General features: G+C 58.1%; 12 protein-coding genes and 1 pseudogene. 10 read left to right on the forward strand and 3 right to left on the reverse strand.

The features are described 5' to 3' along the window. The first annotated feature begins 320 nt into the window (after positions 1–320). The 10 genes and pseudogenes from NVV72_14760 to NVV72_14805 all read left to right on the forward strand — a co-directional run bounded on the left by NVV72_14760 (position 321) and on the right by NVV72_14805 (position 9428). Positions 321–623, forward strand: coding sequence for a hypothetical protein (locus tag NVV72_14760; protein ID MCR6660534.1), 303 nt, complete (start codon positions 321–323; stop codon positions 621–623). Continuing rightward, a complete protein-coding gene (locus tag NVV72_14765) occupies positions 584–742 on the forward strand; it encodes a hypothetical protein (protein ID MCR6660535.1) in 159 nt (52 codons plus the stop codon). Before NVV72_14760 ends, NVV72_14765 begins: the two co-directional genes overlap by 40 nt. 181 nt (positions 743–923) lie before the next feature. Continuing rightward, complete coding sequence (locus tag NVV72_14770; GenBank protein MCR6660536.1) at positions 924–1598, forward strand: hypothetical protein; 675 nt, start codon at positions 924–926, stop codon at positions 1596–1598. A 20-nt stretch (positions 1599–1618) separates the two neighbouring features. Continuing rightward, positions 1619–3526, forward strand: coding sequence for a TonB-dependent receptor (locus NVV72_14775; GenBank protein ID MCR6660537.1), 1908 nt, complete (start codon positions 1619–1621; stop codon positions 3524–3526). A gap of 65 nt (positions 3527–3591) precedes the next feature. Continuing rightward, positions 3592–4170, forward strand: a complete 579-nt coding sequence (locus NVV72_14780; GenBank protein ID MCR6660538.1) for a hypothetical protein — start codon at positions 3592–3594, stop codon at positions 4168–4170. Between the two features lie 37 nt (positions 4171–4207). After that, positions 4208–4885, forward strand: a complete 678-nt coding sequence (locus NVV72_14785) for a DUF6445 family protein (protein MCR6660539.1) — start codon at positions 4208–4210, stop codon at positions 4883–4885. 84 nt (positions 4886–4969) lie between these two features. Next, positions 4970–6449 (forward strand): annotated as a pseudogene (locus NVV72_14790) (tryptophan 7-halogenase). 3 nt (positions 6450–6452) lie between these two features. Next, positions 6453–7730: a tryptophan 7-halogenase gene (locus tag NVV72_14795; protein ID MCR6660540.1), complete on the forward strand. Its 1278-nt coding sequence runs from the start codon at positions 6453–6455 to the stop codon at positions 7728–7730. A 14-nt stretch (positions 7731–7744) separates the two neighbouring features. Then, complete coding sequence (locus NVV72_14800; protein ID MCR6660541.1) at positions 7745–7918, forward strand: hypothetical protein; 174 nt, start codon at positions 7745–7747, stop codon at positions 7916–7918. A 1-nt stretch (position 7919) separates the two neighbouring features. Continuing rightward, positions 7920–9428 carry a tryptophan 7-halogenase gene (locus NVV72_14805; GenBank protein MCR6660542.1) on the forward strand — a complete coding sequence of 503 codons (1509 nt, stop codon included), beginning with the start codon at positions 7920–7922 and terminating at the stop codon, positions 9426–9428. 32 nt (positions 9429–9460) lie between these two features. Here NVV72_14805 and NVV72_14810 read toward each other — a convergent pair whose 3' ends face one another. The 3 genes from NVV72_14810 to NVV72_14820 form a co-directional block, all read right to left on the reverse strand. Next, entirely contained in the window at positions 9461–10240 is a 780-nt protein-coding gene (locus tag NVV72_14810) for an IclR family transcriptional regulator (protein ID MCR6660543.1), read from the reverse strand. Positions 10241–10820: 580 nt separating this feature from the next. Further along, positions 10821–11900 carry a glycoside hydrolase family 5 protein gene (locus NVV72_14815; protein ID MCR6660544.1) on the reverse strand — a complete coding sequence of 360 codons (1080 nt, stop codon included), beginning with the start codon at positions 11898–11900 and terminating at the stop codon, positions 10821–10823. A 395-nt stretch (positions 11901–12295) separates the two neighbouring features. Continuing rightward, positions 12296–14347, reverse strand: coding sequence for a beta-galactosidase (locus NVV72_14820; GenBank protein MCR6660545.1), 2052 nt, complete (start codon positions 14345–14347; stop codon positions 12296–12298). Between the last annotated feature and the right edge of the window lie 14 nt (positions 14348–14361).

The raw sequence follows: 14361 nt of genomic DNA on the forward strand, positions 1-14361 counted from the left end.
GCGGTAGTATTTTATAAAAATGAATTCTTCATATGGACAAAAATGTGTCACAATCTGGCAACGTCGCGCAAATTTTCAAAAATATGTCTGACTTTTTAGCTTGAAATCATGTGACCGCTATCATAACCTTGTTACGTCTAACTGGCGGGGACCGGCAAGGCACGGCTCTCAAAATGTTAGCGATACCATAAAAACGTCTAACTGACACACTCGCTTAGGCGGGAAATCACAAAAAGTACTCGGGGCCATAAGCCACACGAGACAGGGAGCTAAACACAATGACATCCACACGGGATAACTTTGTCCAAAATTACGGCGCCATGCGTGCCCGTTCTCGCGTCGGCAGACTGCTGCTCGGCTCGACGGCGCTTGCTGCGGCACTGCTCGCCACCACGGCCTTCGCACAAGATGCGGCGCCGACCGGTTCGGATAATCCGGAGGCAACGGCTCAGGACGATGGCCAGGTCGTCATCGTTACCGGTATCCGCAGGTCGCTGGAAACGGCGGCCCAAATCAAGCGGAAGTCCGATACGTTCGTCGATTCGATCACGGCATCCGACGTCCCGCGCTGCCGGATGCCAGTGTGGCGGAGGCCCTGGGCCGTATTCCGGGCGTATCCGTGACGCGCTATTCGATCCTGCCGCAATACAACACCGGCGGTGCCGGCGGTGCCAGCGGCGACTTCCCTTCCGCCGAAGGCTCGGGCAACCTGATCTCGCGGCCTGTCGTTCGTTCGCTCTGAATTCAACGGCCGTGATCAGTTCACCGCCAACGGCGGCCGCGCGCTCGACTGGTCATCCATTCCACCCGAACTCGTCGGTGGTGTCGATGTTTACAAAAACGCTTCGGCCGAGCTGATCGAAGGCGGTGCCGGCGGCACCATCAACCTGCGCACACTGGCGCCGTTCGACCGCAAGGGAAAGGTGTTCTCCGTCAGCGTGGACGGCACCTATGCCGACCTGCGTGACGCCTGGTCGCCCACCTACAGCGTTATTGCGAGCAACCGCTGGCAGACCAGCGCCGGCGAATTTGGCCTGCTGGGCTCCTATTCACATTCGGAACTCAAATCAAACATCAATGACTGGCAGATCGGCGCACCGGTCCCGAAGGTCAATGTCGGCGCGGTTGAAGCCACCGGGCCGGACAAGTTCGACGGCGTACCTGTCGGAGATGTCATCGGCACGCAGACGGTCTTCCAGTTGCGCCACAACGAGCAGGACCGCGAGCGCACCAGCTACTATCTGGCCGGGCAATGGCGTAACGACACGACGAGCGTTCTGATCAAGTACATCAATGTTGAGAATGGTACGGACACAGTCGAACATACGGTTGAGCACCTGCCGGACTCCAACACGCCGAACAATACGGTTCTCTCGGACATCAAGACTATACCTTACAGTGGCACAGTCGCGCTCTGTAATACCGGTTATGATCTCGCTCTGGGCGGCTGCAGCCAGCCGATCGCCATCGGCCAGTTGATGACCTCAGGACGGATTAACGGGGCCTCAGAAGACGGCGGCGCCTATGGCTATGCCATCAATACACTGGGGCGCGGGGTTGTTGATCACCCAGGACCGAGGATTTCAGCATCAACCTGAAGCACAACTTCAGCAGCCAGTTGCACCTCAACCTCGATGCGCAATATACCAAGGCAACGGCCTCGCAAAACGAAATGTGGGCCGGCGGCCAGACGCACTTCATGGTCGATATGGTGTCCGACCTTGATCACGGGTCTGTCAAATTCACAATGGACCCGCGCGGCAACCAGATCACTGCGGTCAAGCCTGGTCTGACACCGACCACTGCGTCGACCAGTACGGCTGATCCGGGGGTCTACTGGTGGCTCTATAATGCCGATAACCAGCAAAAGGGCAGCGGCGATCTCTATGCGCTTCGCGGCGACCTGGTTTACGACTTCGCGGACCATTCGTGGTTCAAGGATATCAAGTTCGGCGCCCGCTATTCCGAACGTAACCAGACCAACGATACCGCCAACCAGAACTGGGCGGGCGTCGCGCCGCCGTGGGCCGGCGGCGGTGCAACGCCGTTCAGCGCCCTGCCGGCCGGCATGACCGAAGTCGATGACTACAAGGACTTCTTCCGCGGCGGTCTCGTCCAGGGCGATAATACCAAGTTTGTCTATATCAACCGGGATTATCTGCTGAATTACGACAAGATGGTCGATTTCTTCGCCAACAACTCGGATCCGAATACCGGCCTGGTTCGCGGTGCGCCGTGGGCGCCGCGCGTTCCGATGTTCCCGGATGCCAATCGTTCCGAGATCACCGAAAAGACGACCAACTTCTATGTTCAACTGGACTTTAATCATGAGTTCGGCAACGGCCAGTCGATCGAGGGCAATATCGGCGTTCGTTATGCGAAAACCGATCTGGAATCGGCAGGTAATCTGGTCCGTGTTCCATTCCCTGATGAGACAACCTGTACGCCGGGCACGGATACCAACGGCAATGTGACGACGCCAGGTGCCTGTTCACGCGACAATCCGCAGGATTTCCTGCCGGAAACCACCGCCTATCTTCAACAGGCCGCGCAAGCCATCAATTATTCGACCAGCGACGACCACGTCCTGCCATCGTTTAACATGAAGTGGAACCTGAACGAGGACATGCTGATCCGTTTTGGCGCCAGCCAGAACCTGACGCGCGCCAACATCGCGGACCTGCGGGCCTACACGACTTATGGCGCCAGCACGCTCAGGACGCCGTTCCCTGCCGGGCACTGCGCGTCTCTCAGCCTGCCTGATGGCTGTAATGACGGGGTCCAGAACATAAGCCTGACCGCGATCAGCGCCGGCGGCGGCAATCCGCGCCTGAAGCCGACGACTTCGGATAACTTCGACCTCTCCTATGAGTGGTACTTCCCCAGCGGGAATATCACAACGGCGGTGTTCTCGAAGAAGCTGCACGATGTCATCCAGGGCGGCTCGGAAAACATCGGCAATGTCACGCTCGATGGAAAGCAGGTGCCGATCGTCTATAGTGGCCAGGTTAATGCCAAGTCAGTGGATGTGGATGGCGTCGAACTCGCGTATCAGCAGTTCTACGACTTCCTGCCGGGTATCTTCTCCCACCTCGGCGCACAGGCGAACTTCACCTACATCGACGCCAGCACGGCGCCGGATACGTCGTGTACGAACAACGGCGAACCCTGCCGTTACAATATCACCGACCTGTTCGGTCAGTCCAAGTACCTGGCGAACCTTGTCGGCATCTATCAGGATGACAAGTTCGAAGCACGTCTGGCCTATTCGTGGCGCAGCCGCTACCTGATCGTGAAGGGCGACTATATGACGGGCAACCCGACCTACAACCAGGCGGGCGGTTTCCTCGATGGATCGCTGAAGTGGAACGTCAACGAGCACCTGCAACTTCACACATCGGTCGAGAACATGCTCGATACGACGACGAAGGCGGTCATGCAGGTTGATGCGGCGGGGCATACGCTTCCGCGCTTCGCCATCAAGAACGATCGGCGGATCGTGGTTGGCCTGCGTTACCTGTACTAAGTTAATCCTAGAGAGGGCGGGGTAGAGTCTACCCCGCCTTTTTGCCTGATCCGTGAGGTTTTCCAATGAAGAGGTTTTCACTTGTCGCCGTGGCCCTTGTCGCCGTGGTCGCGGTCTCGGGCGCCGAGGCGAAGGAATACAAGGCTGCCGCCAAACCTGGTGACGCCGGTTATTTCAATGTGCTTGAGGAGGGTGGTTTCTGGACGGTCGGCTATACTGGTGAGCCAGGGCAGTCCAACCGCGAAATCGCCGAATACGCCATGAGGCGCGCCGGCGATCTGGCTGCCGAACAGCACAAGGAATGGTTTGCGGTGCTGACGACCACCAATCGCATGGTTCAGCTTGGTGTCGCTGACGATCTGCAGATGCGCGCCGGCAATTTTATGGGTTCGAGCGGTGGCGCTAACACGTCTGCGCCGGTTTCCGGCGCACCGGCCAGTAATTCCCGTAATAATACGGGCACCTTCGGTGGTGAGGCGGTCCCCAACAGTGTGCTGGAGCGCTGGGAGCCACGCAAGGTGCGTCAGACTCTGCTGGTGATCGAACTGGGATCAGGCGATAATGCTTCATTTCCAGGACTGGACCACACGCCGGAAATTTTTCCCGCTACAGGGGCCGCGTCCGCGCCATCGCCCAAGCCATAATTTACTTTCCGTGCGGACTGGGTGTTAGAGTAGGGCCATGCAGGTCGGGGTATATGAAGTCGGGCGTTCGAAGTCCAAAGTCATCGTTATTGATGACTTTCTGCCCAATGCCCAGGACGCCGTGGATGCGGCGGCTGCATTGCCCGCCTTTCCGCCTGAAACCAGGACAGGCTATCCGGGCAGGCGCCACCAAATCGGTCCGGCGGACAAGGCTTCTTCATGCGTTATGGACATATTGAAAGGGGCGGGGCCCCTCATTCAAAGCCAGTATGGGGTAGATAATTTCAGGGTCTTTGAAGCGAGTTTTTCCCTGGTCACGACGCCGGCGGCGGAAATGAGTCAGAGACAACGCATTCCGCATTACGACTGGGATGATCCCAACTATCTGGCCATTATGCTTCATCTGCATCGTGTCCCTGACACCGGCACGGCATTCTACCGTCATGTGGCCAGCGATCTCGAACAGGTCAGCGGCGGCGCTGCGTCCAGGCTGGGCAGACGGGTGCAGGCGGAAATCGCAGAATGCCAGCCCGGTCCGGATGCGCATTACGAAAAGCTATTCCAGGTCGAAGGCCGTTTTAATCGTCTTGTCATTTACCAGGGCTGTTTGCTTCATTCGGGCTACTTTCCGCTGGAATTCAATTACAGCAGCGATCCTCGGGCGGGACGACTGACGGCTAATGTATTCATTCAAACGGCCAAAAATAGCGGCTGACAATTATATCAGGGTTTTGGAATGCCGCTGCGCTCGAAAAATATTGAAAAAATCTGCATTTTAGGTGGGGGCACGGCAGGGTGGATGACGGCGGCCGCGCTCTCCCACAAGCTGAGGGGATTGCCGGTCCACATCGAACTGGTCGAATCCGATGAAATCGGCACGGTTGGCGTTGGTGAGGCCACACTGCCGCTGATCCGGAACTTCAATGAAGCGCTGAACATCGACGAAGCGACCTTCATGAAGGAGACAGAGGCGACCTTCAAACTGGGAATAGAGTTCTGCAACTGGGGCCGGCCGGGCGACCGCTATATCCATCCCTTCGGTGACTACGGACGGCCAATCGATGGTCTGCCCTTTTACCAGGCATGGCTGCGTTTGAGGCAGTTGGGAGAGACCTCGCGCCTCGATGATTATGCCTACTCGATTATAGCCGCCGAGCACGCGCGTTTCCAGCGGCCCAGTGCGGATCATACGGCGATCGACGGCGGATTTGGCTATGCCTACCAGTTCGACTCCTCACGCTATGCCCGGTTCCTGCGAAAATATGCGGAAGCTAAGGGTGTGGTGCGGACGGAAGGGAAGGTGGCCTTGACCGACTGCCATCCCGAAAATGGTTTTGTGCGTTCGCTTACCCTGGATAACGGCAAGACAGCGGCGGCAGACCTGTTTGTCGATTGCTCCGGGTTTCGCGGCGTTCTGATCGAACAGGCGCTGAAAACGGGCTATGACGACTGGAGCCACTGGTTGCCGTGCAACCGGGCGATTGCTGTCCCCTGCGAGATCCCGTGGTGCCTTCGCGCCGCTTACGCGCGCCACCGCACGCGAGGCTGGCTGGCAGTGGCGCATTCCCCTTCAGCACCGGGTCGGCAACGGTCATGTTTATTGCAGCAGCTTTATTTCGGATGACGAGGCGACCACGCGCCTGCTCGAAAATCTGGAAGGGCCGGCACTGGCCGCCCCCCGTCAGCTCTTTTTCACCACGGGCCGCCGGCGCAAATTCTGGAATCGCAATGTCGTCGCTATCGGGCTTTCGGCAGGTTTCCTTGAGCCTCTGGAATCAACCTCCATTCACCTGATTCAGGAAGGCATTACCGAGCTCCTGCAACTGTTCCCTGACCAGTCTTTCCCCACGCTGGATGCCGACGAATACAATGCGCGCATGGGGCTTTCGTTTGAGCGGGTGCGCGATTTCCTTCTGTTGCATTATGTCGCCAATCAGCGCGAGCAGGGCGATTTATGGCTGCATTTCCAGAACCTGAAACTGCCCGACAGCCTCGAGGAGAAGCTGACAGCCTGGATGACGCGCGGCCATATTATCGCCTATGAATTCGGCACCTTCCTGCCGCCCAGTTGGCTGGCGGTCCTGCTGGGACAAAACCTGGTGCCGCGCGGTTACGACCCGCGCGTGCGCAAAATCGACGATAACCGGTTGCGGATGGAAGCCCGACGCCTTCGTGAAGCGGTCCAGGCCGCGGTCGGGAACACGCCCAAACACGCCGACTTTATTCGCCAAGTCGGGGCTGACTCCGGCAGTGCCCCGATCATGGCCGGGATGATCTGAGCCATGAGCAGAACCGATCACGACACACCGGCTTTTCATATCGCCATCTGCGGGGGCGGCCTGGCGGCATATATGACAGCGGCGGCGCTCAGTCGTCATTTGCCGCCAGACTACCGGCTGACACTGATTATCACCGACGAAAATCCGCCGGCCGATATCTTCTACGGCAGCGTGACCTCACCCACGGCCTATAACTTCAACCTGTCGATCGGCCTGTCGGAACCGGACCTGATCCGTGGCGGCAATACGGCCTTTTCCTGGGGCACCCATTATCAGGCGTGGGGGAAAGAGAGGAGAGACTGGATACAGGGCTTCCAACTGCCACTGCCGGTGCTGGGCGGAGTCCAGTTTCACCAATATCTCGCCGACCGCGATAATGAAGCGCTCGAACCCTATCTTGTTTCAGCCGCCGCCGCCAGGCTGGGCGTATTTGCGCATCCGCCCGAAACCGATGGGCATTCACTCGCGCGCGCCGAATACGGCTACCAGTTTTCACCCGCCGCGTACCGGGAAGCGATGTCATCCGTTATCGACCGCGCTCGCCTGAGCGTCATCGCGGCGGCCATCACGGAGGTCGATCGCCTGGCCCATGATATTCGACAGGTTCGCCTATCTGATGGCCGGTCGGTTTCTGCCGACCTGTTTATCGACTGCACTGGTCCCGAGGCAGCCCTCATTGGTCGCATGGGCGCGGATATGATCGGTGGCAAAGCGCTGGGCGCGGCCCTGAGCCAAACGCCATCCAGGACATTGGGGCCGGCCACGCGCGTGCTGACGGGCCAGGCATTCGGCTGGCAAGCCGTTACCCCTTTGCAGGGCGCCTCGACGAAACTGACCCTGTACGCGATGGAAGATGAAATTGCGGCATTGGTGGCGCATGGCGCTGTCGATGTCGTCGCCCGGGCGGTCTGCGGTCGCCGGTCCGCCGCCTGGATTGGCAATTGCGTAGCGATAGGTCAGGCGGCTGGCGTGGTCGATCCGCTGACGCCCGCACCATTGATGCTGCTGCAACGCGATGTCGAGCGCCTGCTGGCGCTTATTCCCGTATCGTCCGACTTGGCCATGGAACGGCGTGAATTCAATCGGCAATTCGCCAATGATCATGACCACGCCGAGCTGTTTCGCGGGGCATTGCTGGCCTCGCCGCCTGAGGACGCCGGCGCCTACTGGCAGGGGGAGAAGCATCCGATGAAAGGCTCGACCGGAAGATCACGCAGTTTCTCAGCCGGGGCGTACTGGTCTCTTACGATCTGGAACCCTTTACACCGGAAGACTGGCTGATCCTGCACTACGGCATGGGGCGCCGGCCGGAACGCCATGACCGCCTGGCTGATACCCCGCCGGACGAACAGGTCCGGGCCTATCTTTCCGATCTGCGCAACCGGATCGAGGCGGCGGCCCGCAGCCTGCCCGATCATCACACCTACATGGTCAACCTGAAGCGCTACCTGGCGCACAGAGGCGCATAGAATGGCACCGCTCCTGAAAAATATCGTGATTGCCGGCGGCGGCACGGCCGGATGGATGACAGCCGCCGCCTTGTCGAGCCTGCTCGGTCCCGACAAGCTGTCGATCACTCTGATCGAGTCGGAGGAAATCGGCAGCATCGGCGTGGGCGAGGCCACCATTCCCGACATCATCAACTTCAATCATCTGCTGGGCATCAACGAAGCCGACTTCATCCGCGAGACCAACGCGACCTTCAAACTCGGCATCGAATTTATCGATTGGGGACGAAAGGGGGATCGCTACATCCATCCGTTCAGCGGTCACGGCATCGATATGAACGGTTACGATTTCCACCAGTACTGGCTGCGCAGCCGCGCCGCCGGTAATCCCCACCCGATCGACGATTACAGTCTGTGCGCCGTCGCCGCCCGGCAGGGAAGGTTTACCCATCCGGATCCCAATCCGCGCACCGTTCTGTCACATATCCGGTATGCCTATCATTTCGATGCCAGCCTTTATGCCCGATATCTGCGCGGCTATGCCGAAAAACGCGGTGTCCGTCGGGTCGAAGGCAAGATACGGTCGGTCGGCCAGGCCCCCGAAACCGGTCGCATAACGCATCTCGATCTCGAAGACGGCCGATCCGTTCAGGGCGAATTTTTCTTTGACTGCACGGGTTTCCGCTCTCTGTTGCTGGGCCAGACGCTCGGCGTCGGCCATATCGACTGGAGCCACTGGCTGCCATGCAACTCCGCCCAGGCCGTTCCCTCGGCGCATTCCGGGCCGCTCACGCCCTATACGCGGGCTACGGCCAAGGCTTCCGGCTGGCAATGGCGCATCCCCACTCAGGCGCGGACGGGTAATGGCCATATCTATTGCCGGGACTTCATTTCCGATGACGAGGCGACCGCGGTTCTTCTCTTCGGGCTGGACGGTGAGGCCCTGGCGTCGCCGCGGACCATCCGGTTCACGGCCGGTCACCGCCAGACTTTCTGGGAAAAAAACTGCATTGCCATCGGCCTTTCGGCTGGTTTCCTGGAGCCTCTGGAATCAACCTCGATCTACCTGATCCAGGAGGGGATCAGCCGGTTTATTTCCCTGTTCCCGGACAGCGCCCTACCGGACGTATTGCGCAACGAATATAACCGGCACATGAAAACCGAGTTCGAGCAGGTCAGGGATTTCATCATCCTGCACTTCAAGGCCACGGAAAGGGATGACAGCCCTTTCTGGGACTATTGCCGTAATATGACGATCCCTGACAGCCTGGCGCGCAAAATCGCCTTGTTCCGCGAGGGCGGGCGCACTTTCCGCTACGAGGACGAACTGTTTTCGCGCCCAAGTTGGGTGGCGGTCTTCCTCGGGCAGAATATCGTCCCTGACGCCTGCGATCCGGTTATAGCCAGCTTGCCGGCGGATGAGGTCATGGCCAGCGTGGAGTCAATGCGCAGGGCCATGGCGCAGGCGGCAAGTCAGATGACGACGCATGACGAAGTCTTGAAGCGCTACCGCAAGGCCGGCGCCGCCTGAGCAGACGAACAGCCGCCGGCAAGAATGCTGCATCAGCAGCGGATGGCGCCCAGTTCTTCCGAAATCTGGCGGGTCGTTTCCTGCAGAATTAGCCGTGCTTCCTCACGATCGACCTTTTGTGTGCCGTCTATCAATTGCAGAAAGGGCACTGTGAGCGCGGCGAGGGCAACACCATTCCCGCCAAAAACCGGACAGCTCATGTCCGTAACGCCGACCGTGCGGGTGCTTTTCATCATCTCGTAGCCGCGGGTCCGAATTTTGCGCAGCGTATTTTCCAGCGCGGGATCGATACTGACTTCGCCAACGCGCGGTCCGTCGTTGACAGCATCGAAGGCAAGCAGGACGTGACCGGAGCATGTGGCCGGCAAGGCGATCTCGGCGCCAACGCGTGTGGCAAACACGGTAGGACCAGGAGTCTGCTGGCGATATACGATCATTCCGCGGTCACCGTTGCGCACGGCGAGGTGGCAGGACTGTTCGATTCGGTAGGAAAGCTCGCGCATGAACGGGGCCGCCGTCTGAACCAGATCGTCGACGGGCGTGGCCTTGAAGCCCATTTCCAGCAGACGCAAGGTCACGCGAAACCGGTCGCCGGCATGGCGTTTGATCCAGCCTTGTCTTTCCATGACCATGATAACACGAAAGATTTCGCTGACAGACAGGCCCAGCTTGCCAGCCATTTCGGTGATGGTCAGGCCACCGGGAAATTCGGAAAGGAGCTCCAGAATTGTGAAGCCCTTTTCAAGGGCGGGCGCGCTGTATACCGGTGACTTGCGGGTTTTTTCATCAGGATCTTGCGAAGAAACGGCCATTGGGTAGTCAGGCTTTCAATTCGATGGATTTTGGCGCGTCATGCGACAAATTATCGCCGACCTTATGGCGCGTCTGCAGGAAAAGATCAAATAAGCCGTGAAACAGCCAGGTTCTTATCACTCGGCTCTTCGCTACGGGCGCTGGCCATTTGGGCTTTCGTGGCCACGAGCGGTTTGTTATGTTTGCAGCGCCTCCCCGATTTGTAATGAAAGGCCGACCCGAAAGGGCGACCGACGCCGCAGGCGCCCTAAAGGGATAAGTATTGCAAAAACAACGTGCATCAATCTCTTCGAGTGCCTCAATTAAAATCAGTAACCTGAACGAAAATGACGGTGCAATTGCACCACTTTTTTCGTTTGTAAACCGCTGTAGCGGCGTCTCAAATTTGCAGCATTATTGCCGATTTTGAAAATTATTATGTTTTATCAATCGAATAATGGCGAAAAAATAGTTTGGGCCTCGCAGGCTAGGGAAGGGTCGACAAGCGCTGCCGCATGATTATTGGTTTCCTGTAATGATCATTATCGGGTGATCAGCCGAAGCCGGCGCTCCGGAGATATCCGGAGCGCTTTTACCTGGTTAGCAGAAAACCAATTGACGATCGCGACACAGCTTTATTTCTTGCCGGCGGCCGTGAGGGAGGGCGTCGAGAATATCCGCATCCTTGACGGCGAGGGTGGTTCGATCGATCAGGCTGCCGGTGTCCCAGAGGAACGGCACCACGCCATTAGCCAGCGCCTGTTGGGTCACGTACTTGTTCCAGTAGGTCACTGAGGCATTGTGTTTCGGCAGGTCGAGCGGCGTGGTTTTGCGCCAGGCGCCATACTCGCCCATGATAACGGGGATGCCCTGGTCAACGAAATGCGTTTTCATCGCCAGCATCTGCTGATCGACATAGTCTTCCTCGCCCCAGGTCGCATTGCGGTCGGGCTCGATGGTCGAATGGTTATCCTTACCCCAGTAATAGAACATCTTGCCCCAGGACTGATCCTCGCTGATGATGGCGAACTGTGAGGGGGTATAGTAGTGGATTTCGAACATAAGACGGTTTGCCACAGTATCCGTCGGCATGTTCGTCCACAGCGAAACCGCATATTCCGTACTGGTGCTGGGTGACTGAACGACTATGGTGCGGTAGGCATTCCGGCCGCCTGTGGAGCGGACCGCGTCGATACAGGCCTGATGATAGGTCATCAGCGCATCCATCTGCGCCACCTTGTCGGCGGCGGGTTCGTTCGCGCTGGCAAGCACCAGGCGCTCGTCGAAATCGCGCAGATGGGTAGCGATCTGCTCCCAGAAGGCTTTTTGCTTGGCCGAGACGGCCGCCTTACTGGCGTCGTCGATATGGCTCTCCAGCCAGCCGCCATCCCAGTGTATGTTCAGCACGACATAAAGATCGGCATTCATACAGTATTGCACGACCGTCTTCACCCGATCGAGCCAGGTGGCAGAAATCTTGGCGGTGGTCTGGTCGGCATACTGGTCCCATGCGCAAGGCAGGCGAATGGCATCGAAGCCCAGTGATTTGTACTTATTCACCAGATCCTGGGTAATCATCGGGTTACCCCAGGCGGTTTCACCGCCAATGGCTTCCATCGTATTGCCGATGTTGATGGCCAGTTTGATTTTGCTGGAAATCTGAGCCGCGGTGCTGGTCATGCCGGTGGAATCCGCGGCCAGCGAGCTCGTATTGTAATCCGGGTAAAGGCCTGCGGATGATGAACTCGAAGAAGATGAGGAGGACGAGGAAGACGACGACGACGACGAAGATCCGCCACCCGACGAGCTGCCAGAAGAACCGCCAGACGAGCCAGATGACCCGGAGCCTCCGCCGCCGCACGCGCTGCATGTGCCGGCGATGGCCACTGTCGACAAAAGAAATGCACGCCTGCCAAGTATCATTTGGTTTCCTCGATATTTTTGTTGTGCGTTTGATCAGAAAGCTGAACGCATGGGGTTACGGTTAATTTGTCAGTAAAATATTATTTTGCAAATAAAATATTTACTGTCGCCCACTTCTTTTAAAAGTGATGCCGTTTTGTCGTACTTTTTGCCTATTGCACCAGGTCAACACCATAGGGCCCCAAATGTATCTCCCTGTTCCAGGTCGTATGTGTAACGAGCCCTGTTTTCTGACCGGAAATCGGCACGACCTTATCGGTGGTGGTTGTGTTTACATACAGGGTCCGGCCGTTCACCTCACGGGCATAGACCCCTTCGGGTGTTTTAGGCCCGACGGCGATTTTCAGGTCGGCATACAGGCTTTCGTATAACGGCGCCATGACCGACGTCTGAGCGGGCGTGGCCACATAGATCGCACGGCCCTTGCCGTAGGTGTTCACGGTTATGACGGGCGGCGATCCCTCAACATTTGAAAACCGGGCTATGACTTTTGCGGTCGATGGTTCGAGCACTTCGTAGAAATTGATCGTGGTGCTGAAATCCGTGTCGCCAATCCGGCCGGTCAGCGGCGTGTCGGTGCGATAAAATGCATTTGTTTTCAGGCCGAAGACATCGGAAAGCCTACCCGGCAAGGGTGTGTCGTGCCATTGACCGGTGCCGTCGGCCTTGTCGGATAAGGCCGTCATCACAACCGTGCCACCATTGGCGACATAGGTGCGGATCGCGTCGGTCGCTTTTGGGTCCATCAGGTATTCGCCCGCCACGACCACAAGCTTGTATCGGCTCAAATCCTCGTGCGCGACATTGATCACCGCCACGTCGATATTGTCGTTATAAAGCGGCGCGAAGGCGTTGTGCTTCTGCGTCAGGTAGGGCGTGGTGTAGTAGGCGCGCACCGTATTGCTGGGACCGTTTGGATTGGAGGCGATGCGGGCGTCGAACGAGTAGTCGACAGCCACTTCAGGCGAAACCTGCCGGGGGAATCCAAGGGTTTGCATTGTGCGGAATTCCTGGGCGATGGCACCAAATTCATCAAGCTTCCAGGAAGGCGTGTCGTCGTGATCGATCAGTCCGAAGAGGGCCTGTTCCTCTCCGCCGAGATGACTGTTGAACGTCCAGGCGAGGACGGCTTGCCCGCCATTGAGGAGGCCAAAATAGGCCCACATGCGCGACCGGCCCTTGCTGCCGTAAAAACCACCGCCACCGGCCTGAAATTCGTTGAACCAGACGGGGGTAGTCAGGGCCCCGCGCATCATCGATGTCTCAAAGCCGCCGCTGATGGGGTCGCCGTTGTAATAGCCGTAGGCGCCGTAATTGACATATTGGCGATAGGTCGAGAGATAGTCGAAGCCCTTGCGATCGGAGCTGTCCCACAAATTGGAAATCGCCGGCTTTTCCGGTGCGTTACGCTGGCGAATGGCCTCCAGATCCTTGAGGGCGCCGATGGTCACATCCGACCAGTAACGATGCAGGTCCAGGTAGCGTTCTGCCGGCCCCGGACCATCACCATAGGGCAACTGAACCTCATCCCAGGCACTGATGCGTCTCGACCAGCGCTGTGTCGCCCAGGCCTTGTTGAGGCTGGGCAGGTCTCCGTAACGGGCCTTGAGCCAGGTAATGAAGCGTTGCCTGTCGGCCTCCGAATACGACATGAAGCCGTTGCCGATTTCGTTATCGAAACCGATGGCTATCACCGTGGGATCGGCGCCGTATCTTTTTGTCAGCGTATCGGCGAAATCGGTCACAAGGCGCCGGTAATCGGGATCGCTGATATTGTCCATATAGCGTTCGGCTGGGTTGAGCCGTGTGCCATTCTGCGCAACAAGATCGACCCCCGGATATTTTCGATGCAGCCATAAGGGTGCGGGCAGGCCGGGGATATCGAGGATAACGCGGATGCCATTGGCCTTCATCTCGGCCAGAACGGCGTCAAACGCCTTGAAATCGTAGACGCCTTCTTCGGGTTCAAAATAATCCCACGACAGGTCGCCCATGCGCACAATATTGAACCCGGCCTTCTTCATGAGCGCAATGTCACGGTGAATTTGCTCAGGACTCCGGTCGACGGGCTGATAGCAGGTGCCGACGAACAATTGTCCAGGGCCGGGCCAGCCGGAATGCTCTGCCGCCGCCTTCGCTTGAACCGTGCAGGGGATGGCTGTGGCGATCAGTAAGGACGCCATCAGGCTGTTCATGAATTTCATCTTTTCCCCTTTAG

Source organism: Asticcacaulis sp., from assembly GCA_024707255.1.
Classification (GTDB): domain Bacteria; phylum Pseudomonadota; class Alphaproteobacteria; order Caulobacterales; family Caulobacteraceae; genus Asticcacaulis.